This window comes from Methanococcoides sp. NM1 (assembly GCF_900774285.1).
GTDB classification, from domain to species: Archaea; Halobacteriota; Methanosarcinia; order Methanosarcinales; family Methanosarcinaceae; genus Methanococcoides; species Methanococcoides vulcani.
The window spans coordinates 125,820-149,495 of the sequence record NZ_CAAGTW010000004.1 but is presented as its reverse complement, the minus strand read 5'-3'; the positions used below and the strand labels follow the sequence as shown (position 1 = coordinate 149,495).

At 41.6% G+C, this 23,676-nt stretch carries 20 protein-coding genes; 14 read left to right on the top strand and 6 right to left on the bottom strand.

Annotated features, from left to right (window positions below):
- The first annotated feature begins 3 nt into the window (after window positions 1–3).
- The 6 genes from E7X56_RS05450 to E7X56_RS05425 all read left to right on the top strand — a co-directional run bounded on the left by E7X56_RS05450 (window position 4) and on the right by E7X56_RS05425 (window position 9,395).
- Window positions 4–1,908 carry a UvrD-helicase domain-containing protein gene (locus E7X56_RS05450; protein ID WP_167879451.1) on the top strand — a complete coding sequence of 635 codons (1,905 nt, stop codon included), beginning with the start codon at window positions 4–6 and terminating at the stop codon, window positions 1,906–1,908.
- On the top strand, window positions 1,902–4,520 hold the full coding sequence (pglZ, locus tag E7X56_RS05445) for a BREX-1 system phosphatase PglZ type A (RefSeq protein ID WP_135605603.1): 2,619 nt from the start codon (window positions 1,902–1,904) through the stop codon (window positions 4,518–4,520). The genes E7X56_RS05450 and pglZ overlap by 7 nt, the downstream gene beginning before the upstream one ends.
- Before the next feature lie 26 nt (window positions 4,521–4,546).
- Window positions 4,547–6,586 carry a protease Lon-related BREX system protein BrxL gene (gene brxL / locus E7X56_RS05440; RefSeq protein WP_135605601.1) on the top strand — a complete coding sequence of 680 codons (2,040 nt, stop codon included), beginning with the start codon at window positions 4,547–4,549 and terminating at the stop codon, window positions 6,584–6,586.
- A 131-nt stretch (window positions 6,587–6,717) separates the two neighbouring features.
- Complete coding sequence (locus tag E7X56_RS05435; protein ID WP_135605599.1) at window positions 6,718–7,467, top strand: NAD-dependent protein deacylase; 750 nt, start codon at window positions 6,718–6,720, stop codon at window positions 7,465–7,467.
- Between the two features lie 50 nt (window positions 7,468–7,517).
- On the top strand, window positions 7,518–8,930 hold the full coding sequence (locus E7X56_RS05430) for a TIGR00297 family protein (protein ID WP_135605597.1): 1,413 nt from the start codon (window positions 7,518–7,520) through the stop codon (window positions 8,928–8,930).
- A 69-nt stretch (window positions 8,931–8,999) separates the two neighbouring features.
- Window positions 9,000–9,395, top strand: coding sequence for a Mov34/MPN/PAD-1 family protein (locus tag E7X56_RS05425; RefSeq protein WP_135605595.1), 396 nt, complete (start codon window positions 9,000–9,002; stop codon window positions 9,393–9,395).
- 36 nt (window positions 9,396–9,431) lie between these two features.
- On the opposite strand, the gene E7X56_RS05420 is transcribed toward E7X56_RS05425, so the two are convergent.
- Together E7X56_RS05420 and E7X56_RS05415 are read right to left on the bottom strand one after the other, a co-directional pair.
- Window positions 9,432–9,632 carry a hypothetical protein gene (locus E7X56_RS05420; RefSeq protein ID WP_091689867.1) on the bottom strand — a complete coding sequence of 67 codons (201 nt, stop codon included), beginning with the start codon at window positions 9,630–9,632 and terminating at the stop codon, window positions 9,432–9,434.
- 116 nt (window positions 9,633–9,748) lie between these two features.
- A complete protein-coding gene (locus tag E7X56_RS05415; protein ID WP_167879450.1) occupies window positions 9,749–11,752 on the bottom strand; it encodes an ATP-binding protein in 2,004 nt (667 codons plus the stop codon).
- 375 nt (window positions 11,753–12,127) lie between these two features.
- Here E7X56_RS05415 and E7X56_RS05410 point away from each other — a divergent pair, with 375 nt between their 5' ends.
- From E7X56_RS05410 to E7X56_RS05390, 5 genes are read left to right on the top strand one after another with little or no spacing between them, the layout of a single operon-like run.
- Window positions 12,128–12,535 carry a co-chaperone YbbN gene (locus E7X56_RS05410; protein WP_091689865.1) on the top strand — a complete coding sequence of 136 codons (408 nt, stop codon included), beginning with the start codon at window positions 12,128–12,130 and terminating at the stop codon, window positions 12,533–12,535.
- A 33-nt stretch (window positions 12,536–12,568) separates the two neighbouring features.
- Complete coding sequence (locus E7X56_RS05405; protein WP_135605589.1) at window positions 12,569–12,871, top strand: ferredoxin-thioredoxin reductase catalytic domain-containing protein; 303 nt, start codon at window positions 12,569–12,571, stop codon at window positions 12,869–12,871.
- Between the two features lie 55 nt (window positions 12,872–12,926).
- Window positions 12,927–13,385: a (Fe-S)-binding protein gene (locus E7X56_RS05400; RefSeq protein WP_135605587.1), complete on the top strand. Its 459-nt coding sequence runs from the start codon at window positions 12,927–12,929 to the stop codon at window positions 13,383–13,385.
- Between the two features lie 17 nt (window positions 13,386–13,402).
- Window positions 13,403–14,647, top strand: coding sequence for a formylmethanofuran dehydrogenase subunit B (locus E7X56_RS05395; RefSeq protein ID WP_135605585.1), 1,245 nt, complete (start codon window positions 13,403–13,405; stop codon window positions 14,645–14,647).
- Complete coding sequence (locus tag E7X56_RS05390; protein ID WP_135605583.1) at window positions 14,647–15,042, top strand: molybdopterin dinucleotide binding domain-containing protein; 396 nt, start codon at window positions 14,647–14,649, stop codon at window positions 15,040–15,042. Before E7X56_RS05395 ends, E7X56_RS05390 begins: the two co-directional genes overlap by 1 nt.
- 93 nt (window positions 15,043–15,135) lie before the next feature.
- On the opposite strand, the gene E7X56_RS05385 is transcribed toward E7X56_RS05390, so the two are convergent.
- Together E7X56_RS05385 and E7X56_RS05380 are read right to left on the bottom strand one after the other, a co-directional pair.
- Window positions 15,136–15,984, bottom strand: coding sequence for a methanogenesis marker 8 protein (locus tag E7X56_RS05385; RefSeq protein ID WP_135605581.1), 849 nt, complete (start codon window positions 15,982–15,984; stop codon window positions 15,136–15,138).
- 29 nt (window positions 15,985–16,013) lie between these two features.
- Complete coding sequence (locus E7X56_RS05380) at window positions 16,014–17,315, bottom strand: phenylacetate--CoA ligase family protein (protein ID WP_135605579.1); 1,302 nt, start codon at window positions 17,313–17,315, stop codon at window positions 16,014–16,016.
- Between the two features lie 236 nt (window positions 17,316–17,551).
- Between E7X56_RS05380 and E7X56_RS05375 the strand changes: the two genes are divergently transcribed.
- The gene (locus E7X56_RS05375; RefSeq protein WP_135605577.1) at window positions 17,552–18,487 is read left to right on the top strand and encodes a UbiA family prenyltransferase; all 936 of its coding nucleotides are present in this window, start codon (window positions 17,552–17,554) and stop codon (window positions 18,485–18,487) included.
- Between the two features lie 71 nt (window positions 18,488–18,558).
- Window positions 18,559–19,722 carry an ABC transporter permease gene (locus tag E7X56_RS05370; RefSeq protein WP_135605575.1) on the top strand — a complete coding sequence of 388 codons (1,164 nt, stop codon included), beginning with the start codon at window positions 18,559–18,561 and terminating at the stop codon, window positions 19,720–19,722.
- Window positions 19,723–19,851: 129 nt separating this feature from the next.
- Here E7X56_RS05370 and E7X56_RS05365 read toward each other — a convergent pair whose 3' ends face one another.
- Window positions 19,852–21,021 carry an ABC transporter permease gene (locus E7X56_RS05365; protein ID WP_135605573.1) on the bottom strand — a complete coding sequence of 390 codons (1,170 nt, stop codon included), beginning with the start codon at window positions 21,019–21,021 and terminating at the stop codon, window positions 19,852–19,854.
- Window positions 21,022–21,320: 299 nt separating this feature from the next.
- Here E7X56_RS05365 and E7X56_RS05360 point away from each other — a divergent pair, with 299 nt between their 5' ends.
- Window positions 21,321–22,235 carry a hypothetical protein gene (locus E7X56_RS05360; RefSeq protein WP_135605571.1) on the top strand — a complete coding sequence of 305 codons (915 nt, stop codon included), beginning with the start codon at window positions 21,321–21,323 and terminating at the stop codon, window positions 22,233–22,235.
- Between the two features lie 306 nt (window positions 22,236–22,541).
- On the opposite strand, the gene E7X56_RS05355 is transcribed toward E7X56_RS05360, so the two are convergent.
- Window positions 22,542–23,570, bottom strand: coding sequence for an endonuclease/exonuclease/phosphatase family protein (locus E7X56_RS05355; protein ID WP_135605569.1), 1,029 nt, complete (start codon window positions 23,568–23,570; stop codon window positions 22,542–22,544).
- Window positions 23,571–23,676 lie beyond the last annotated feature (106 nt).

The following is a 23,676-nucleotide window of genomic DNA, read 5'->3' as shown; positions in this document are numbered from 1 at the left end:
CAAATGATTGTTATTCTAGATGAAGATATTAAATATGCAGAAAAAATATTCTTACCTGAAGGAGCTTCATTTGATACCGAAAGAGTAGATGTCATAAAATGCATGGAATCAAAGGATATTCAAGCTTGTCCTGGTAGTGGAAAAACAACTACATTATTGGCTAAACTAGCAATTTTAGCTCAAAAAATGCCTTTAGAAGGCAACAAAGGAATATGCGTATTAACGCATACGAATGTAGCTATAAATGAAATAAAGGATAAGCTAGGTTCGAAAGGAAAAATATTATTTGAGTATCCTAATTTTTTCGGGACAATACAATCATTTGTAGATAAATTTTTAGCCATTCCTGCATGTGTTGAGCTTGTTAACAATAAACCTCATATCATAGATGATGAAGTATACAATGACGTCATTTATAAAAAATACGCATATCTAAATTATAGAACTAAAGCTTGGGTAGATAGGCAGCATAATCCAGTGCAATTTATGCAATCTATTAGATTTAGTTCTTCAGATATTAATTTATTAGAAAATGTAGCTAATCTAAAAACTAGAACCACACATACATATAAAACTCTGTATAAGATTAAGCTCGATATATTAAAAAGTGGGATTCTTTGTTTTGATGATGCATATTCATTATCATTTTGGTACTTACGTAACCACAGTGAAGCTTTAAAAAGCATATTTTCAGAAAGATTTGCTTTTGTTTTCCTTGATGAAATGCAAGATACAAGCTGTCATCAAAACAAAATATTTGATTTAATTTTTAATGACACAAATATAATTGTACAAAAATTAGGTGACTCTAATCAATCCATATATGAAGATACCACAATAGATGGAACTGTATGGGATATAGACGAAAGCTGTTTATGTATTAATGGAAGCAAAAGGTTTTCAGAATCCATAGCTTCATGCGTTAAGCATGTTTGCAAAGATCCTCATGAAATTATTGGAAACACTTCTAGAGAGAATATTTCTCCAATTGTCATTACTTATGATGACGATACAATCGGAGATGTCATACATTATTTTTCAGAAATAATTGAAGAAAAAGGACTTCAAAGTAATGAAAATACCTTTAAAGCTGCCGGTTGGGTAGGACAAGTAAAAGAGGGAAAAAGGACAATCCCTTCATATTTTCCTTCTTATCAAAAAAAAGCCACTAATAAATCTAATTATGCTACTCTAGGTGAATATTTAAAAATAGCAGATGATGAGCAAATCAAGATTAAAGGTGTTGATTTTTATCGTAATGCCATAATTGAAGCTTTACTTAAAATTCTGAGAACATATAATATAAAAAATGAAAAATCCCGCTATTATACAGTGAGTTCATTTCTTAAACACATAAGAGAAAATGATATTGAATTTAATGAACAATTCAACCTAAAGTTGACGCAATGGTGTTTAAAAATTCAGAATGGAACAGATATTACAGATGATTTGAGAAGATTTATTGAAAATGATTTTTCGGGATTTTTTGAAATACCAAATATTAGCAGTTTAGAGTCATTTTTTGATAATCAACCTGTTGAAAACTCTGATGAGAATTGTGAAAGCAAACAAAATGCCTATGTAGATGATTCTGGTATAGAAATAGAAATAGAAATAGCTACAGTTCATAGTGTTAAAGGAGAAACACATACAGCCACTCTTTATTTAGAAACCTACCATAAAAGAGGCTATGATGTGGGAAGAATCCTAAACCACTTACAAAAACCAAGTAGTTCTCCCAATTCCATTACCTTAACATCATTAAAAATGTGCTATGTTGGTATGACCCGGCCTACTCATTTATTGTGTGTTGCAGCACATCAAGATAGTATTAAAAATAAGGAAGAATATTTGCATGGAAATGGATGGGAAATTAGATACTTGACAAAGGACGCTCAACCATGTTAAACCCTGAAAAGACTACCCAGAGCATACTTAAGAAATTCGACACACTTGACGAGTTCGAGAAGAGGAAGATCGTCTTCTGGTATGATAAGGACGGGACCGCCGATGAGGAAGGGCTTGCACAGATAGGGGAGGCTCTGGTTGAGAGGGGAATTAAACTGCATGTCCTGAACAACAATTTCTTTGCTACGAAGAAGATGCTGGAAAAGGATGATACGGAGTCCAGCTATCTTATTTATTCCAATGAAGGGGAAAGGGAGCCGGAGTTGAACTGGCTGGTGGACGTTCAGTTGTATTCATCGAGGTTTGAGAACAGCAGAATCTCGGATATCAAGAGCGAGTTTGAGATCGTGGGATATGACCTGGACAGGTTCCTGGAAAAGCACCAGCAGTTCTTTGCAAGCAAGAAGAGGGTTGTGCCACTTAAGAGAATGTACCAGCCTGACTGGAAGGATGAGGAGTTCCTGCTTGGGTTCCTGGGGGTGCTTTCAGGCTCCACTACCACTGACCTCAAAGAGATCATAAGGAAGATACTGATCAACTCACTGAAGGAGACCTCCAATACAGTATGGGAGGATGTTGTCAGGTTCGAGTTGGTCAAAGAGTTCTGGGACCTGGTTACAAGATATTTCGGCTATCAGTCCGAAGAACCCACATTGAATAAATTATTCCTGAGCTTCTTGATCACGCACATCTCCAGGAATACGGACATCAACCTCAAGAAGTACAAAGATTACAGCAATTCCCTGAGCAACGAGTGTGAGATCTTCATTAAAGGCTGGATGGATAACTCAAAGGATTCAGCGGTCTTTGACAAGTATTACGAGCAATTGCTTGAAGATAACAGTAAGTTGAAGAAGTACCTCAACACTGAGATCCCAAAGTACGATGTGACCGAGTACCTCGAAGCAGAATCCCTTGACATCTTCGATAAAAGTATCATCCGCAAGCTAGTTGATGAACTGGGTAATGACAAAGAGGACTTTGATAACTATCTTGACTGGATAGCCAACAGGAAGACAAAACACTGGTATCCCAAATTTGAGAATCTCTACAGTGCTCTGGAATATGCCGTGAAATTACATCAGTTCGCAAAAGAGTTTGGTGAAGAGAACCTCAGCGACCAGAACTTGAACCGGTTCTTCAGGAACTATACGGAACGTTACTACTTAATGGATCATTACTATCGCAAGTTCTATTATCACTATGACAAAGACAAGCAAAAAGAGAGCCTAAAAACAACAAGAGAAGGCATTGAAAAACTCTACAATAATAGGCTCCTCGATAAACTGCTTACAAGATGGAGTGAACTCATATCCAAGGAAATGGACAGTCGATGGAACATAGAACTCATCGACCGCCAGGATGAGTTCTACAAACTCTACATAAAGAACATCATAAGCCGCAATGACAAGGACAAGATAGCAGTCATCATATCTGATGCAATGCGCTATGAAGTCGCTGCAGAGCTTCAGGAGGTCCTTAACAAGGACACTAGGGGCACAGTTGAGCTAAAGTACATGACCGGCTCCATACCATCATATACCAAATTGGGTATGGCAAGCCTGCTCCCTCATCAGAAACTAGAATATAGAAACCAGAGCGTTTTTGCAGATGGCATCAGCACAGAAGGAATAGCGAACCGGGGCAAGATATTGGAGAAGATGACACCTGACTCTATTGTCATCAATTACGAAGACCTTATGGACATAAAAAGAGATGAAGCCCGTGAAAAATTCAAAGGCATAAGGTTGTTCTACATATACCATGATAAGATCGATGCCAGAGGCGACCACTCGGCATCAGAGCATGACGTATTCGATGCAGCTGAAGATACAATTTCAGATGTAAAAAATATCATTGAAAAACTTACAAATTTCCGGATATTAGACAATCTTATAGTCACAGCAGACCACGGTTTCATTTATCAGAGGGATGAACTGGAGAGTGTCGATAAAGTTGAAACTAACGGCTTTGACAAGGATAAAATAATAGCATCAAGCAAGCGTTTCATTTTAAGCGAAGAGAACATCGATCTCATTAATGTCCATAAGTTCAACATGAACTACGTGGTCAACTCCGAAACTGAAAATGAGATGTTCGCATACGTTCCCCAGGCCGATCTCAGGTTCACGATGCAGGGTCCCAACAAGAATTTCGTACATGGTGGAGCTGCTCCCCAGGAAATTGTAATCCCACTTATTAAGTATAAATATAATCAAACGGCCGATCTTGACAGAAAAGGTATAAAGCACGGCAAAGTAGGTGCAATAATCACCAATCCGAACCGGAAGATAACAAGCAGTCCATTCTCAATAAATATCCTGCAGACAGACAAGGTAACTGAGAAGTTACTCCCAAGAAGGTTCAAGGTCGCTTTATGGGACAGGGACGGTGATGAGTTCAAGGTAAGCGATGAGAAGCTTGTCATTGCCGAAGACACATCCGATGAAGCCTCCGACAGACAGCACAAAGTGACTCTCACATTGACCGGTGATATTGAGAACAAGATATACTATGTAAGACTAATAGATGAAGACCCCACTGAGATCAACAAGGACATCATCGATCCCATGCCCTTTGAAGTTGACCTGTTGATAGTGGATGATTTTTGAAATAATGCATACATTGAGCGGATATCATGCTGACAAATGACACAGACATTGGAACTGACGATAAACTGAACTTATATTTCCAGGGGAGAGTTGTCAGGAAGGACCTGACTAAACTGGTGAAGGTAGGCCACAATGTCCCGGTATACGTTCTGGAATACCTTCTGGGTGCCAACTGTGCCACCGATGATGAAGAATTGATACAGCAGGGTGTCAAGAAGGTCAAAAGCATATTGTCAGACAACTACGTCCGCCCCGATGAAGCAGAGAAGATAAAATCGAAGATCCGGGAAACAGGCTACTACACCATCATCGATAAGGTCTCTGTCAAACTTAACGAAAAAAGGGATATATACGAGGCTCTCTTCTCCAACCTTGGCCTGTCAAAGGTGCAGGTAGACCCGGAATATGTCACAAGATACGATAAACTCCTAGGCGGTGGTATCTGGTGTATAATCAAGATGGAATACAGCGCAGAAATGGTGCCGTCTCCTTTTGTAATTTCAAGCCTGAAACCCATACAGATCCCAAACATTAATATCTCCGAAATTATCGAACAACGCAAGAACTTTACCAAAGATGAATGGATAGATATTCTTCTCAGGTCCGTAGGTATGGAACCAACACAACTGGAAACTCCTGCCAAATGGCATCTGTTAGAGCGCCTTGTACCTCTTGTAGAAAATAACTATAATCTCTGTGAGCTTGGACCTCGCAGCACAGGAAAATCCCACGTCTACAAGGAAATATCCCCCAATTCCATACTAATATCCGGAGGACAGACCACAGTTGCGAACCTGTTCTACAACATGGGCACGCGACAGGTAGGCCTTGTAGGACTCTGGGACGTTGTAGCCTTTGACGAGGTAGCAGGGATCCGCTTCAAGGACAAGGATGGAATCCAGATACTGAAGGACTTCATGGCTTCCGGCTCCTTTGCAAGGGGCAAGGACCAGATCAACGCCAATGCATCCGTTGTATTTGTGGGTAATGTGAACCAGAGCATATCGTCATTACTTAAGACATCTCATCTCTTCTCCCCATTCCCTGAGGCAATGAACAATGACAGTGCATTCTTTGACAGGATACACTACTACTTACCAGGATGGGAAGTTCCAAAGTTCAGGCCGGAACATTTCACTGACAGGTACGGTTTCATCGTTGATTACCTGGCAGAATTCCTAAGAGAGCTGCGGAAACGTTCTTACAGTGATGTAATATTCAAGTACTTCACTGTTGGAAACAACCTGAACCAGAGGGACGTTATTGCGGTCAAAAAAACCTTTTCAGGACTTGCAAAGCTTATCCATCCCGATGAGAATATATCGAAAGAAGATGCTCAGGAAATACTTGAATATGCTCTTGTGGGAAGGCGAAGGGTAAAAGAACAATTGAAAAAGATTGGAGGCATGGAGTTCTTCGATGTGAATTTCTCCTATATCGACAACGATGATATGGAAGAATATTTCATTAGCGTCCCGGAGAGTGGAGGAAACAAAATAATACCACCAGGTCTTACAAAACCCGGACAGGTCTATGCAGTAGCTGCAACGGATTCTGGAAAGATAGGCATCTACAAGACTGAACTTCAGGTTGTATCGGGTTCTGGCAAATACGAAGCATCCGGCCTTAATTCAAACTCAAAAGCAAAGGAATCCGTAAAGACAGCGATCAATTATTTCAAGGCCAACGCCAAGTCCATAAGCCAATCGATCTCCACTAAAGAAACTGACTATTTCATGAGTCTGCAGGATGTCTATGGAGTTGGGATCTCTGATGGTTTATCGCTGGCTGCATTTATCAGTCTGTGTTCAGGAGCATTAGAAAGACCAATACAGGAACAGACAGCCATCATCGGAACTATGACCATAGGTGGCTCTATATTGAATATAGATAATCTCTCTGAACTTCTACAAGTCTCCCTCGATGCCGGAGCCAAGAAAGTGTTGATTCCTGCATCAGCTACATCAAAACTTGGAACTGTGCCAGCTGACCTGTTGAGCAAGTTCCAGCTTGCATTTTATGCTGATCCAATTGATGCTGTTCACAAGGCATTGTTTTTTGGATAAGCTTATTCAGAGTTCACATAATTTGCGATAATAGGACAATGACATATGAACTTTTTTAACAAACATTCGGCCATATCGATCAACTGATACTTTCAATGGTATATTTATACAATAAGAAATCCATTCTATTCATGCAAGAACTCCTCAACCTCCTGCAAAATTCAAAATACTGCGTGATCCTCACAGGTGCAGGAATATCCACCCTCTCAGGCATCCCGGATTTCAGGGGAAAGGATGGCATATACAACAAGTTCGATGCAGACCTTATTTTTTCACTAGAATACTTCAACAAGGACCCGTCTTATTTTTACACGCATTCCAGGGAACTGATATACGAGCTTGACAAAAAGGAACCGAACATCATTCACAAAGCTCTTTCAGAACTTGAGAAGAGAGGGATCGTCAAGGCGGTCATCACACAGAACATCGACATGCTACACCAGCGAGCAGGATCAGTTAACGTTATTGAGGTTCACGGTTCATCACGGAACCACACCTGCCTTGCATGCGGAAAGAAATATTCCTTTGAATACGTTGCAGATCTTGTTAAGAATGAAGAGATTCCCATGTGCAATGAGTGTGGGGGTCTCATCAAACCGGATGTGATCTTCTATGGGGAGATGCTTGAGCATGAAGTGATCCAAAAAGCCATTGACGAAAGCTCAAAGGCCGACCTGATAATCGTGCTGGGGTCTTCGCTGGTGGTCCAGCCGGCTGCTTCGCTTCCGTTGTACACCCTTGATAACGGCGGGGATCTTGTAATAGTGAATAACATGCCAACTCCCCTGGATAACCCTGCAAAGAATAAGTACGATGATCTTGTGGAGGTTGTCAATTATCTGGCTGAAAAAATGAATCTTGATGTTTCAGAACATATATAAACAAATAAAACTTAAATGCCCGATAAATATATTGAACAAAAACGATGAATATGAAACTGATACCGGAACATATAATCCAGGCTGAACCTCAGGCACATGGTCAGTTGCTACTATCCCTTTCTTTCATGTTCATGTTCCTGCTGTTCCCATTCGTCAGCTGGGAGATCCTTATCGGCCTGTTCTTCTTTTTACTTTTATCCCTGAGATTTCTTGAGGACAGACCTGGCACACTGAGAATTTTCGAGCCAATGTTGAAGATAAGATCACCACAGTATCTGGTAGTCTCGATCTTTATTCTGCTTCTGGTAAGCTTTGTGCTGAACTTGTTCTCTGCTACCTATCCGCTCTTTGTGATAGGACAGACGATTACCATATCGACCATGGGCTTAGGTGTTGCAACTATCGTTCGCTGCCACATGAAGTCAAAGTATGCATCTCTTACAAAGAATAAATATCCTTCAAAAAAATACAAGGGTGACCCGAACAGCCTGAATCTCATACCATCAAGCATCTCAATGCTTATCACAGGAGTTATCGTTGCATCGATCGCTGGTGCATGGATAGTCTACTGGCAGGATCCGGGCATATCCTACAATCTGGTGTTCTTTGTAGCAGTTATAGGTTCAATAACAGCCGCACTTTTCGAATCCATACCTTCCAGGATAGATGAGAATATTTCCATCCCACTTGGTGCAGGAATGGCAATGTGGCTTTTCTTCTCGTTTGGGTATTCCGTGCCCCCGCAACAGATAATATTCGCCCTTCTGTTCGCATTGTTCTTAGGATACCTTGCCTATTATGCAAAGATAGCAGACATATCCGCATCCCTGAGCGCCACCCTGATCGGTGTCCTCATCATCGCATTCAGCAATATCTACTGGTTCGTTTTACTGTTGACATTCTTCATACTTGGAGGCATGTTCACCAAGTACAAGTATAAATTGAAAGAATCACTGGGTATTGCAGAATCAAAGGGTGGTGTGCGCACATATGAGAATGTTTTCAGCAACAGTACAGCCGCCCTTATACTGGCCATCGCATACGGGATCTACCCGCAACATGGCGAACTGATCATCTTTGCCTACCTTGGAACAGTAGCAACAGCTGCAGGAGATACTCTTGCCAGTGAGATAGGTACGACCTCGAACCAGAAGCCAAGGATGATAACGAATTTGAAACCTGTCAGGACCGGCATCGATGGAGGTGTTACCCTGCTTGGTGAACTCTCCTCCATAGGCGGATCGGCTGTAATTGCTATTCTGGCAGTGATGTTCGGCATGGTTGACAATGTTACTGCAGCCCTTGTCATAACAATTGCAGGTGGTTTCTTAGGCACGAATGTTGATAGTCTTCTGGGTGCTACACTCCAGAGTAGAGGATTATTATCAAACAGTGGTGTCAATTTTGTAGCCACCTTCATAGGTGCTATTATATCTGCAGGACTCTATCTGCTGCTTTTCTGACCTTTGCAGATAGTACTACAGAACTAAACTTCAGCAAAACTATATTATCTTCAAAAACAATTTCCTATTATGAAAGTAAATGGCATTGCACGTGAAACGCTGGAGTTCATCCTGAGTGTCAGTAAGTCCATGGCCCCAAAAGAATTCGCCGGACTTTTACAGGTAGAGAACGGCGTGATCGCTGAGGTCCTTATACTTCCAGGTACCGAGTCCAGCGAGCAGAATGCTGTTATCAAGTTATTCATGATGCCAAACGTCTCATCCGTAGGATCGGTACATAGCCACCCCGGACCGAACATAACTCCTTCTAACGCTGACCTCCGACTTTTTGGGAAAACAGGAAGCTATCACATCATTGTAGGTGCCCCTTATGATGAGAACAGCTGGCAATGCTATAATGGTGATGGGGAACCTATTGAACTTCCGGTACTTGATGTTGAACTTAAAGAACCGGACTTCATCTGATGCTGCAATATTACGTGATATTATTAAGGTTTAAAATTACTCATCCTGCAGCTTTTTGTGGATGAAACCACCCAGCCAGAAACCTACCATTCCAATGCTAAAGGCTATTGGTATAAGGATAAGCACCTTAAACCCAAGTGGAACCATCAATGGGAGTGCCACTGCTACGGAAGCCAGAACGAAAAAAATGTAGCCTGCATACTGTGCCTGTCTTCTGGAAATATCGCTCATTGACATAATAGTCGTCTTCTAATATACTGATAGTACTTAAATGAAACAGATACTATCGATCTTTATTCGTTAAAACTTATTAAAAAATATAGATTGGGATCAAAAAATTAATTAAAGCAGAATTATGCCCTGGTGATCTGGTTCTCAACAGGTATTGTAAAAGTGAACTTACTGCCTTTTCCAACTTCGCTTTCAACCCAGACCTTGCCACCATGCATCTCAACATAATTTTTCACAAGAGCAAGACCAAGCCCTGTGCCATCATATTCCCTTGAGTTTGATGAATCCACCTGACTGAAAGGATTGAAAAGTTTACCCTGGTCGTTTTGTGCGATACCTAAACCGGTGTCTTCTACAAAAACTGAAATCAGCTCATTAGATGTGTTCACCCCTATTGTCACAGACCCTCCCTGATCGGTGAACTTAATAGCGTTACTTACAAGGTTATAGAGAATCTGCTTGAACTTCAATGCGTCCGCCACTATAAGGGGGTTCCCTATATTTATGTTGCATTTCAGGTCAATGTCCTTCTTCTTTGCAAGAGGCATCATTGTCGCTTTTATTCCATTGATGGCATCGAGGATAACAAACTTTTCAGGGAAAAGCTCCATCTTACCAGCTTCGATCTTTGAAAGATCAAGAAGATCATTAATTATTCTCAAAAGATGTTGCCCATTTACAACAACATTGGACAGATACTTTTTTTGTGTATCGTTCAAGGTACCAAAGTTTTCACTTGACAGTACATCCGAGAATCCGATGATCGAATTGAGAGGAGTTCTCAGTTCATGATTCATATTTGCAATAAATTCGGTCTTGGCCAGATTAGCATCTTCAGCAGCAATTTTCGCATTCATAAGCATATCTTCAGCATTTCTGCGTTCAAGACCAGCCCCTGTGATCTGAGATGCCAGAGAGAGAATGTTGATATCTTCTTCTTCCCACTCCCCTGTATTCAGAACATTGTCCAGACCAAGATAGCCTGTAAGTTCACTATTCGTATAGAGAGGCAAAACTATCAGGGATCTTATACCCTGCATCTCAAGGATCTCTTTTTCTGCAGATGCTTCTTCTGTCAGCGATGAAACGTCTTTGATGTGGATTGCTTCACCATTATGGAGTTTGCCCATCCACCAGGGAAACATCTCGACCGGTAGGTCCTGAAGATTGCCTTTTTGTGGAGAAACGCCTTCCGGACAGTATTCATGAGTATTGCTCATTCTTGTTCCATCATTACTGAACCTGAAAATGTAACTTCTGCTGCATCCACATAGTTCACAGATCTTCTCAAGAGCGACGTTAATAGTCTGATCAATATTTTTAGGAGATATGAACATAGAAGAGATCGATGCCACGGTTTCTTCAATTTCGAGCTTTCGCTTGATAAGCAAGTTTGCCTTTTTGATGTCAGTGATATCCACAAACGAAGCCATCATACAAACCGGTTTCCCGAATTCATTAGATGCCATGTTAGCTGATAAATTTACTAAAAAATCAGTATCATCTTTTTTTCTGGCAAGTAATTCTCCAACCCAACTACCTTCAAAGAATAGTGCATTTTTTACTTCCTCTGCTTTACTTTCATCCTGCCAGAATTCTACAGAGGGTTTCCCAAGAACCTCTTTTTCATCACCATAACCCCATAATTCAAGGAAAGAATGATTAACATAGGTCAGATTCCCTTCAAGATCAGCAAGAGCAATAGCATTGATCGATGAATCGATAGCCTTTTCTTTTACTAAAAGTTCCTCTTTTGTTTCTTTAATTTTTGAAATATCTATAAAGCTCTCGATCAAGTATAGATGGTCGTCCTTCTTGATCTTCTTGACAGTCTTTAGAATCGGAATTGATTCGCCCTTATAGTTTAAAAGCACACATTCCGATCGATCTATATTTTGCCAGGGATGAAAAACAGGACATTGTCCGATCTCAGCAGGGCAGATATACTTGTGACACACGTTACCAATAATATCTTCTTTTGCCAGCCCGATCATCTTAGCAGCTGTTTCGTTCACATCAACTATAACATGATCTTTGTTATCAATGATCACAACACCTGATAATATTGAATCCAAAACAATATCAATGAGTTTTTCTTCTTCGTGTGTCGTATACATCTCTCCCATATTATTAGAGTGCATTATGATGATGAACCTGTTAAGTTATGTTATTACCTGCTATAAACTTTTTTATGATCGGTTATAATAAAATCGTAAAATGATTTCTGTAAATTTGTAGTTATGTTTATGTTAGAATAACTACTATACTAACTATATAGAATTCTTAAAAATTATTTTGAGTGCCTGCTACTTAATGTCATGAGCTCATCCATTGGATCAATATCGAAATAGATATGTACTTTCAGATATGCTTTATTTATATTCTATAGAAGAAAGTGTGAAATATTAATGATATCAGAGCTACTATCAGACATGGTGGACAAATTTACTTGTAAGACAACTTTATCTTAAACTTGGATCTGAAGCAAGAAGGTGTAATATATGGGATTGGGAAACTTTATCAGCAACCTGTTTGGGAAAGAAAAGGCAACTGCAAGCAACGAACCGGCAGTAGAGGAAATAAGTACGAACCTCTACGAGATAAATACAGCTGCATTCGAGAATGAGGTTGTAAACTCCGGTTTACCTGTTGTAGTGGATTGCTTTACAAAGACATGCCCACCATGCAGAAAAATGGCTCCGATATTTGAAAAGGTAGCCGCAGAATATGACGGAAAGATCAAGTTCGTAAAAATGAATCTCAAGAACTCACCTGAGATTGCAAAGCAGTTCAAGATCATAGGCGTACCAACCTTTTTATTCTTCAGGAGTGGGGACATGGTGACGAACGTAGTTGGATTTGTCGAAGAAGATAAGCTGAAAGAGAAACTTGAAAGTCTTTTGGAATGATGTATTAAGAACCCCCGATTCAACGTGAGAATTATGAGCGAACGTAAAACTACAAAAGATGAAGTCCATGCATGGACTTCCAGATACGCAGATAAAGCAGGCTATATGCTTAACCCTGATGAAGAAATGAGGGAGCTTGTTCTGGAAGGAATAGCAAAGAACAAGGACACTCATGGAAAGAACTATTGTCCCTGCAGGATAGTAACGGGCGATGAGATCGAAGACAAAAAGATAATTTGTCCCTGCATATACCATAAGGATGAGATTGAATCCGATGGTTCCTGTCATTGTGACCTGTTCTTCAGAAAGAAAGATGAAGATACAGACGAAGATTAAAATTGAACATATTTATTATCTTTTACGGATATGGGAATATTTATCAGGTGAACCTATGACAAATGCATTGGAGATATATCAGCTTCTCCCAAAAACGAACTGTAAGCAATGTGGGAAAGCCACATGCATGGCTTTTGGAGCTGCTCTTCTTTCAAGAGAAGTTACCATAGATGACTGCCCGCCCCTGAAAGAGGACAAGTTCAAGGAAAACTATGAGAAGCTCTCGCAGATGATAACACCTTCAGGCGAGGCCTCGGAATCCGGGATGATCGTCCATACGGAAAAATGCATCGGATGTGGTAATTGTGTGGTCGCCTGCCCTGTAAATGTTGCAGAAGATCCTTATGGTGCAGGTTCAGGAAAAGCCCCTACAAGTGAAAATGTCATCCTGCGTGTGGAGGATGGTGTTGTGCGCCTCTCCAATGTAAATCAGTGCCGCCGTTTTGGAAAGAACAAGATAATGTGCAACGGCTGCATAGTAACATGTCCGACAAAAGCAATAGAGTTCGTCTGAAGAATGTGGTGAGATAAGTGGAACAGGAATATTACGTTTGTACAGGTTGTGCACTTCTTTGTGATGATATCGAAATAGAAGTAACTGATAACAAACTCTCAAAAGTGAACAACGCCTGCTTAAAAGGTGTGGCCCGCCTCAAAGAGTGTGCTGAACCCGCAGAGTGTAAAGTTGATGGAAGCAATGTCAACATAGATGACGCTATAAAAGAAGCAGCAAGCATACTTAAAAATGCTACCAATCCCCTGATATTCGGCATGGGCAATTCCACCACCGGTGCCCAGAAAAAAGCTATAGAGCTTGCAAAGAGGACAACTGCATACATTGACGATACATCTTCATTCTGCCAGGGACCTGTTATTGAGGCTATCCTTGGGGAGAGGATCAGGACATGCACACTGGATGAAGTGAAAGACTATGCTGATGTTATAGTCTATTGGGGTGCAGACCCTTCGAACTCACATCCACGTCATCTTTCAAAATACACATACTTCCCTCGCGGAAAAGAAAGGCAACGTGGCTGGGAAGAGGACAGGACCGCTATCTGCATCGATGTGAGAAAATCGGACACTGCTATCATATGCGGGGATAAGTTCTACCAGATACCTCCACAGGCAGATGAAGAACTTATTGATGCATTCGTCAGTGCATTGTCAGGGAAAGTCCCAAAAGTATCCTTTGGAATGGGACCAAAAAAGATACTGGAACTTGCAAACCTATTAAAGAAAGCAAAGTTCGGCGTTATCTGTGTAGGTCTTGGGTTGATCTATTCCCTTTCTGACATTGAACCTCTTGTCAAGTTGATGAACAAGCTCAACGATGTTTCTAATTTCCACCTCATACCAATGGTGGGCCAGTACAACATGCGTGGATTTGACCATAACCTGCATGAAGAAACGGGATACGTCAATCGTGCACGATTCCGGGAAAGTGGTGTTGAACATGGTCCGCAATGCTCAATTGTTGAATTACTGAGAACAAAAAGTGTGGATGCAGTCCTTGTAATAGGATCTGATCCAATGTCTAGCCTGCCTGGAAGTATTGCTAAAGAACTTCTTGACATCCCTGTGATAACAATAGACCCCTGCATGACAATGACATCCAAAAAAGCAAAGGTAGCAATAGCTTCTGTTACCAGTGGTGCTGAATGTGGAGGCACTGCTATAAGAATGGACGGTGTTGAGGTCGAGTTCAAGCCAATGATACCTACTGACAATTTGAGCGATGAAGAGATACTTAGCCGCATCATGGAGGCATTATAATGGGATTTGGCCAATTTCTTGCAGCTCCTGAATATGATCTCAAGATCATAACCTACAGGGATATATTCCAGAACACTGCCCTTGAGTCCTCAAGAGGCGGAGAGGAATACCTCAACCGTTCAGCAGTCATAAAGATAGATGTAAATGACATGAAGAAGATGGGATTCAAGGAGAAAAGTAACGTTATCCTGAAGAACAGCTTTGCAAGGATCGTGATTTCTGTTCAGCTATCCGAATATGAGGAAGCTCATGAAGGTATTGCCTACATGACCAACAGCCCATGGTCAAATGCACTTGTGTCCGCTGACGACGGTACAGGAGTACCAAAGTTCAAGATGATAACTGCAACGATCTCTGATGCAAAGGACGAGAAGATAACCACTTATGATATTTGATATCGAGACCTGATATCCAATGTTTGTCAGTTTTTTGTCATTAGTTTCGCAAGTAGTCGTTAAGGCTCGTCAAAAAATATTTTGCCGAAAGGATCAGACCAGATCTTTCGGCTGCTTCTTTTCAGGAAGCACTGGTAAAGGCATTGTGTTTACAAGTATCGGGCTTTCTACTTCCTTGGCACGCTCAAGCAAAAGCTCCTTTCCTTTCTGAGTAAGTGCAAATAAAGGCACAGCAGTGCCTACCTGTGCCAGAGGTCTTATTGCATCCCTTATGTTCTTTGAAGCACAGGAAGTGACAATGTCGAGATGCTTGATGATCTCAAGAGCTTCTTCCTTGCCAAGACCTGTTGTATGCGCACCGATTATCATAAGCTCAAGGTCATTCTCTTCCTCGATCTCACGAAGGGTCCTTGCAGTATCAGGGTCGACCACAGTAACTGCAATCCTCTTGAAGCCAAGATCACTGGCTTTCAGAACACCGCCTACAGGGTCAATCGCTGCACTTGAAGGATCGAGCACGATGCCACCCCTGTCCTCGATACCGTTGATCACCTTGTCAATGGGTTCGGTCTCTACGAGACCAGATATCCTTGCACCCATTCCCTGAACAAGAGCTGGATTATTGCTAATTACAGTTCCGGCTCCATCGCACACGGTTATTGTAGTATCCAGCAGGTCACGGTTCAGGCCGGTCATCATCACTTCAGAAGCGCCAAACCCCACAAAAACATCCATCTCAAGTTTACGATCTTCAGTAAAAAGACCGAAATCCTTTATGCGAAACTCCATGTTCTCCTTTACAGCCTCGCAGGTGATCTCTTTGATACCTCTTGCTTTTTCAAAAAGAGGGCACCATTGAAGCTGTGGCTCTCCAACTTCGACAACCTTTCCGTCCTCGACCACAACCCTCGTTTTTCCAAGGATCTCCATAACGTGTGGCATATTTGAACCTCTAAAAGAATATGAAGGGTTTAGATAGCTTCCCTTCTGTCAAAGACCCTCTTGGCCTTACCTGTGCTTCTGGGAATCGTACCCTTTTCCACAAGTTCCACATTGGCCCTGATGTTCAGGACGCTTTTGAGTTCGCCTTCTACAACCTTTCTGACTTTTGCAAGATCCTGTATATCGTCGGTGAAAGCATCTTCATCAAGTTCGACCTTTACAGTGATCTCATCCAGTTTCTTCTTATTCCTGTCAAGATAGATCTCGAACTGGTCAGTGATCTTCTCGATCCTGACAATTACGTTTTCGATCTGGGATGGGAATACATTAATGCCCCTTACAATGAGCATATCATCCGCTCTTCCAAGGATCCTTGAGATACGGTCAGTGGTACGCCCACAGGCACACTCACTTTTCAGGCGCCTGGCAATATCTCCGGTACGATACCTGATAACAGGGAGTGCTTCTTTTGTAAGGGAAGTGAGCACAATTTCTCCTTTCTCGCCTTCTGCAACCTCTTCACCATTTTCATCAAGGATCTCTACAATGTAGTGATCACTCCAGATGTGAAGACCATCTTGCTCCTGGCATTCAAATCCGATGCCAGGTCCCATCATTTCAGAAAGACCATAGGAATCATATGCCTTAATATTAAAAGCAGATTCAAGTTCCTTTCTTGTACTGGAAGACCATGGTTCTGCACCGAAGCAGCCGACACGTAATGATAATTTGTCAACGATACCCATTTCCCTGACTGTTTCTGCAAGGTAAAGGCCATAAGAAGGAGTACAGTGGATAGCAGTAACACCAAAATCCTCCATCATCTCGATCTGGCGGACTGTATTTCCTGTTCCGCTTGGAACTGCCATGGCACCCAGCCTCTCAATGCCGTAGTGGAAGCCCATACCACCTGTGAAAAGGCCGTAGTTAACAGCATTCTGGAAAGTATCATTTGCATCAAGCCCAACCATTGTGAAGTTACGTGCCATCATGTCTGCCCAGGTGTTGATATCATTGGCAGTATAGCCGACCACAGTAGGCTTGCCGCTTGTACCGGAAGATGCATGGATACGAACAATGTCCTTTTTTGGAACAGCAAAAAGACCGAAAGGATAGTTGTCACGAAGGTCCGTTTTTCGGGTAGTTGGCAGTTTTTTAATGTCATCCACGGACTTGATATCATCAGGAGTTATGCCCAAAGAATCGAACTTCTCCCTGTAGAAAGGAACATTATCATAGACTGCAGCAGCCGTTTTCTTTAAACGTTTAAGTTGCAGTTCCCGAAGTTCATTGTGCTCCATTGTTTCAAATTTTGGCTGCCAGTATTTCATGAGATAATCACCTTTTCAGGTGTCATTGAATTCAATCTTTAAATTATTTCCTATCAGCCCTTCGATAAAAAAGACGGGGACGAAAAAATACTGCTTTTATATCCTTTCTAAAAACCCATTGCAAGTTCATATTTTTGAAATATAATGCCACAAATTATATTTTTGTTTACATAAAATTTATTTGATGAACATATATTGCTACTTCGTGAACATGTATTGTTTTTTAGAGGGGAAATATGAACAAAGTAGATTATATAACAGAAAATGACAGAATATGTAGAGAAACTTTAGGTGCTATAAAGGAACTGTGGAGTGATTTCATATATGGGGGACATCTTTTTGCATTTGGTGCAATCTGTGTTGCATTCATGTGCTCGATCCTGTTCGCTATCCCCGTAACATGGGATTTCCTAGTCATAATATACCTTATGTTCTACATAATCTACCTGTACGATTACTTCAATGGAACAGAAGATGACCAGAAAACAAATTCAACCCGTGCAGATTATTTCCGGAAAAACGATTCAAAGACAATAACCTACATATTATATGGATCCATCATTTCTATAGCCATCATCTACGTGCTATATAGTGACATACAGAACATGCTGATAGGATTCGCGATCCTTACACTAGGAGTAACATACCAGGCATATTTTAAGGGACTGACAAAAAAAATAACGGCATTTAAGAACATTTTTGTCTCGCTGGTCTGGGCCATACTTGTGTACGTCATGTTCATTTACTACTCATATCCAATAACATCAGAAGCCCTGATCATCTCTGCTTTTATATTCCTGAGAATGATCGGGATACAGATCCTTTTTGACATAAGGGACATTGAAGGTGACCAGAAAAAGGGGCTGCGGACATTACCTGCGATCTACGGATACAGGAAAGGCCTTATGACCCTCATTGCTATCAATTTCATAACGGTCATACTCCTTATTTACGAAACATATATCGGAAGCCTCCCATACACTGCATTGATGATCGTACCGGTAATGTTCTATGCCCAGAACTATCTGGATAAGGTCGACAAGTCAAGAAAAGACCATAAGAGCTACCTCTTTGCAGCCGGAGAGCCGTTTATCTGGTTCATTCTGATCCTTTCAGGTTCAATGTTCTTCCGCATGGTCCCTTACATATCAGAGATCACGAACATCCTGTGAGGAATTAAAGGCCTTAAAGACCTGCTGCATTTGATATAAATATCATTAGAGTTTATTTTTAACTGAAACTAATGAGCTATGAACTCTTTATTGCAGTAAGACATATCAAGTCAAAACGAAGGCAGACGTTATTATCCATCATAGCCATAGCCATAGCGGTTATGGTGCTTTCTGTTTCACAGGCCATCATGGTAGGATTTACAGATGAGCTCTATGACAAGACCATAGACCAGCTACCCCATGTGACCATATCACCGGAAGAGGATGAGGAATACATACACCTCCATAACAATGTCCTGAAAGACATACTCAACATTGAGGGTGTGGTGGCTGCCTCCCCGTACCTGATAGGGACGGCGACCTTTAGTAATGACGAACTGAGCCGGAATGCTATACTGAAAGGGATAGATCCAGCTGAGGAGGACGCTGTTTCCTACCTGTCAGATGATATCGTTGAAGGAGACCTTTTCGGATTGGTGTATTCAAGGAAATCCATTATTCTGGGAGATGAATTTGCAGAAGAGCTCGAAGTTGTACTCGGTGATACTATTGATGTTTCATTCCCAAATGCAAAGACAATATCCCTGAAAGTTGTAGGTATCTATGACACAGGAACCCCATATGACACATCCCTTGCATACACTTCCCTCCAGACCTCACAGGAATTCTTTGATACAACTGATGTGATAAACGGAATGTCACTGAGGATAGAAGATATCCACCAGGACATGGTAATCGCAGAAATGATCAAGCAGAAAGGCTACAATGCACAGGGATGGACCGAGACGAACCCGGAGATACTGAGGACTATGGCAATAGAGACTGCAGAGAACTACATAATCTACGGCCTGTTACTACTGATAGCATCATTTGGTGTTGTGAGCACACTTAATATGATGGTCATGGGAAAGATGAGGGAAATCGGGATCATGATGGCAATGGGAGTTTCCCCTTCAAGCATACGGACGATCTTCCTTCTGGAAAGCGGACTGCTGGGACTGACCGGTGCGATCCTGGGAGCCTCTGCAGGGATCATAATTTCGTCCATGATAGGCGATATAGAGATCGGGGGCATGGGCGACACATATGGCTTTACCTCCATTCCGGTCATAGTAAGGGCTACAGATGTCTTACTTGTAGTTATAGGAGTATTTATACTGAACATTGTGGCCGGACTATATCCTGCCAGAAAAGCAGCAAGTTTTGACCCGGTGTATGCGATATCCAACCGTTAAGATCGATTACTAGCCTATAGTCAGTAGCCTACGATCATTAACACACGATCATTACCCACAATCGTTAACCCATATAGTAAACAGATCACAATCAAAAGATAAGATACATCAAAATCTCAGCCAGCAAGATCAGTCATTCTCAATTGCTTCCACAGGATCTAGTTTTGAAGCACGTCTTGCAGGATAAACTCCTGCAATGAGGTTCAATATAAAAGCAAATCCGGCAGCATAAACGAAATTGATGGCTTCTATTTTCATTGGCATTGTGGTCAGGCCAAGATACATCTCACTTGGCAGCTCAAGTTCATAAGCCCCAATCGCTACAGATGCCAGATATCCTATTATACAGCCCACTACCACACCGGATGCTCCAAGGAAGGCTGATTCAAAAAGGAATATCGAGGTTATGCTTTTTCTGGAAACTCCCATTGCTTTAAGCATACCTATCTCTTTTTTCTTGTCCATCACTACTGTGATAAGGGTATTAGCAATGCCAAAGCCTGCAATCACATAGATAAGAGCATAGAATATCCATACGAACACCTTCTGTGTGTTGAGCAGGTCGAGGATGGCCTTGTTGGCCTCGGTCCAGCTAACCGCATCAGCCCCGATTTCATCCTCAATTAAAATCGCTATATCTTCTGCCTGATAAGGGTCAAGCACTCTGACACCAATAGAGGTCACAACCCCGTTCTTTCGGAAGAGATCCTGCAGGGTCCCAAGCCTTGCATATGCGAGACTTTCATCACTGGCTGTTCCGGTATTGATAATACCGACAACCTTGAATGATCTTGTCGGAGAACCCGGATAAACAGCTTCGACGTTGTCCCCGATACCTACTTCGAGGTTCTCTGCAAGTTCGTCACCAAGGACAATACCATGTCCAGTAAGGGAAAGATCTACAAAACTTCCTGCTACAATGTCGTCGCCTACACGCATCACGCGCTCTTCTGCATGTGGTTCTATACCTTTGAGCAATACGCCTTCTGCATTGTCCTTATATTTCAAAGCCGCCTGACCTGAAAGATAAGGTGACACTGCAACAACCCCCTCTTTCTGTATGATGACATCCATCAGGTAATTATACAAATGGAGATCCTCTTCAGCATCTGACTGTGGGCTGACAACAATATGTGGAGCGTTCTCAATGGTGATCTCGATAAGTTCCTCCTGAACTCCTGAGACCATTGACATGAGGACAACTATAGTAGCAACTGCCAGTGCAACGGCGAGAAGAGAGAATAGAGTATGCCGCCGGCGTGAGTTGATATGACGCATTGCTATGCTTAACTCGAACACAAGAAATCTCCTGATACAGGTACTCTGCCTGCTATGGATATTATATTATTTTCTCCGGCTTAATATTTGTTTGTATTGCTTGTATTTATTTTGAAACTGGGTTACCCACTTCATTTTTAGAATACAGGTCAGAATGAGATTATTTATTAATGGGAGTCAAGCAGACCACATATGAACCGGACATCAGCGGTCATAAGGGCACATATATTTATAGCTTTCAAATATTATTATAATGGGCAGGTGTTTTCGCAGATGAGCTGTGGAGATGACATGAGGGCTGCCCTTATAGAGGTAATCAGATGGATTTTATTGAAAAGCTTAAGGATAAACAAAAAGACCAGAGCGCTAAGAACTGGTTCGACCTTGGTGTGCAAACAAAAAGCCTGGATAAAAAAGTGCAGTACTTCACGAAATGCCTCTTGATAGAGCCGGAAAACGTACAGGCATTGAGACTTCTGGCAGATACACAGGAAGAACTTGGTATGATAGATGCTGCTATGGGAAGTCGTGCAAGGGCAGATGACATCGAAGGCTCATCCAGTATGTTCAGCCAGGAACCCGGAAGCTATACAGAGAACAATGCATTTGGTTCCGATAGCTTTACCTCAGATACCATGGCTGTAGAAGAGGAAGAGAAATTCGTGGAAGAATCCACATTCTCAGCACCTGAAAATAACAGGAATATGGGCTTTGAAACACCTGTAACCGAAACTGACCCGGGCAGCGAAATATCCAATTCAAACAAAGAGAAGTGGGCTATTTTTGAGATAGCAAAGGAAAATGAAGCTAAAAAAGAGGAAGAGAGCTTCAGCACAAGTGCAGCATCATTCTCTCAACAGGAAACGAATGTCGTTGTGGAAGAACTAAACGAAACTGAAGATCAGCCAGCTATTCCAACCACACCAGCCAGTGTCCCGGAAGAGAGTCCTACAAGAGCAAAACCGGAACCAGTTGTTGTTAAAAAGCAGACTGAGCAGAAAGTGGCTACTCCTGTGAGGGAACAGACCACACGCCAGCCAGCTGTACAAGCATCAGGAAGTAAAACTGCAGCAACATCTTCAAATTCAACTGCTGTTCCACAGGCAATGCCACAATGCAGTATTGCAGAGCCGATAGCAATAAAATTACCAATTATGGAGATCATTAAGTTCTGGATAGTAGGTGCCATTGTACTGATCATTGTAGGCATGATCATGAATTCCTTACTTGTATAATGGCCAGAAGAGATTAATTCCCCAAAGATCAATAAGACAGGAAGGTATTCTTGTATTAAACGTAATAGAAAGCAGCGTAACTTTCAAAAAAGAATTACTACCAAAAACGACCAATTCTGTAGAAATTGGTAGTTTATTGTTGATCCTTTAACTTCTTAATAAAAAAGAAGTCTGGTAAAGCAGACCATTAGAAATAATGATCCATCTATTACCAGCGGTTACTTTTTTTTCTTCTGCCTTTATCTCACTTTTTTGCTTTACCATATATCTCACAGATAATAGCCTGAAATTTTCTAGCACAGATATTCACAGGTCACTATCCCCGTAGCAGCTGACCTCCATATAGACCGGATAATGATCTGACACAGCAACTGTCATTTCTTCGGAAAGGCTATATTCAAGATCATACCTGAAAACACCATGCTCCCCGCTAAGGTCAGAAGCATCAGTTAGCACTATCCTGTCGTAAGTATAATCAGTACTTTTAGTGGTAGTATCCCAGCTATCATCGATCAGCCAGAAGTGATCATCGAGATCACTGGAAGAGTCCTCATCAAAGTAATTCCCATCAGCGTTGAAATCACCCATAAGGACAAAATCCACCTCATCAGGATAGGACCGTTTTGCATATTCAAGTACATCATCAAGAGCATTGATCTCCTCGTTAGCCTCATCGGGATCTGTATGGATCACCATAAGGACAGCATCATAATCACCATCTAAAGCTTTGAAAGAGCTGATATATGGCTGCCTGTGGAACGGATCGGTACCTTCAGGCTCAGGATATGTTTCAGGTGTACCTGCAAGTGCAACAGCGGAGGTGTCATAGATATAGGCATATTGCTCCTTACTGGAAGTCCTTCCAAGGCGCTCACTTACAACATAATCGTATTGTGAACCATCACTGTTCACCAGATCCACAAGTGCAGGAAGTGCGGTCTGCGATGAATCCCGGATCTCCTGAATAGCAATGATATCATAGGTGCGAACTATATCTGCAAGTACCATCATGACATCAGGTTTTGATGCCTTAGTAACACCGAATACCTGTATGTTGAAAGCGCCTATGCGAAGATCTTCCATATCAGATGTTGAATCGTCAATTGCAGGTGTTCCTTTACCATCATCCACATCAGAGGGAGTGTTTCCCACAGGTTCGTTCGGTTCGTTAAGTTCGTTAAGTTCGAATCCTATCTCTTCTATAGCGCCTGATGCCTCTGCTGCAGCCGTAGAGATCTCATCCACAGACCCTGCAAGGTCTTCCGTGGAACTCGTGCAACCGGACGATATCAGGAATATTGATAATAATAAAATTAGGATTGTCTTTTGTAACATCTCTATACCCCCTTTTAGAAATATAGATTTTTGTTTTAATATTATATTAAAGTTATTAAATAATCAGAAAAGGGTTGATGACCTTGAGAAAACCTGTGAAAATGTG

Bases quoted from the DNA above. Each gene is read 5' to 3' on its own strand.
- E7X56_RS05450 (WP_167879451.1), top strand. From the start codon at position 4: ATGATTGTTATTCTAGATGAAGATATTAAATATGCAGAAAAAATATTC.
- pglZ (WP_135605603.1), top strand. From the start codon at position 1,902: ATGTTAAACCCTGAAAAGACTACCCAGAGCATACTTAAGAAATTCGAC.
- brxL (WP_135605601.1), top strand. From the start codon at position 4,547: ATGCTGACAAATGACACAGACATTGGAACTGACGATAAACTGAACTTA.
- E7X56_RS05435 (WP_135605599.1), top strand. From the start codon at position 6,718: ATGCAAGAACTCCTCAACCTCCTGCAAAATTCAAAATACTGCGTGATC.
- E7X56_RS05430 (WP_135605597.1), top strand. From the start codon at position 7,518: ATGAAACTGATACCGGAACATATAATCCAGGCTGAACCTCAGGCACAT.
- E7X56_RS05425 (WP_135605595.1), top strand. From the start codon at position 9,000: ATGAAAGTAAATGGCATTGCACGTGAAACGCTGGAGTTCATCCTGAGT.
- E7X56_RS05420 (WP_091689867.1), bottom strand. From the start codon at position 9,632: ATGTCAATGAGCGATATTTCCAGAAGACAGGCACAGTATGCAGGCTAC.
- E7X56_RS05415 (WP_167879450.1), bottom strand. From the start codon at position 11,752: ATGGGAGAGATGTATACGACACACGAAGAAGAAAAACTCATTGATATT.
- E7X56_RS05410 (WP_091689865.1), top strand. From the start codon at position 12,128: ATGGGATTGGGAAACTTTATCAGCAACCTGTTTGGGAAAGAAAAGGCA.
- E7X56_RS05405 (WP_135605589.1), top strand. From the start codon at position 12,569: ATGAGCGAACGTAAAACTACAAAAGATGAAGTCCATGCATGGACTTCC.
- E7X56_RS05400 (WP_135605587.1), top strand. From the start codon at position 12,927: ATGACAAATGCATTGGAGATATATCAGCTTCTCCCAAAAACGAACTGT.
- E7X56_RS05390 (WP_135605583.1), top strand. From the start codon at position 14,647: ATGGGATTTGGCCAATTTCTTGCAGCTCCTGAATATGATCTCAAGATC.
- E7X56_RS05385 (WP_135605581.1), bottom strand. From the start codon at position 15,984: ATGCCACACGTTATGGAGATCCTTGGAAAAACGAGGGTTGTGGTCGAG.
- E7X56_RS05380 (WP_135605579.1), bottom strand. From the start codon at position 17,315: ATGAAATACTGGCAGCCAAAATTTGAAACAATGGAGCACAATGAACTT.
- E7X56_RS05375 (WP_135605577.1), top strand. From the start codon at position 17,552: ATGAACAAAGTAGATTATATAACAGAAAATGACAGAATATGTAGAGAA.
- E7X56_RS05370 (WP_135605575.1), top strand. From the start codon at position 18,559: ATGAGCTATGAACTCTTTATTGCAGTAAGACATATCAAGTCAAAACGA.
- E7X56_RS05360 (WP_135605571.1), top strand. From the start codon at position 21,321: ATGGATTTTATTGAAAAGCTTAAGGATAAACAAAAAGACCAGAGCGCT.
- E7X56_RS05355 (WP_135605569.1), bottom strand. From the start codon at position 23,570: ATGTTACAAAAGACAATCCTAATTTTATTATTATCAATATTCCTGATA.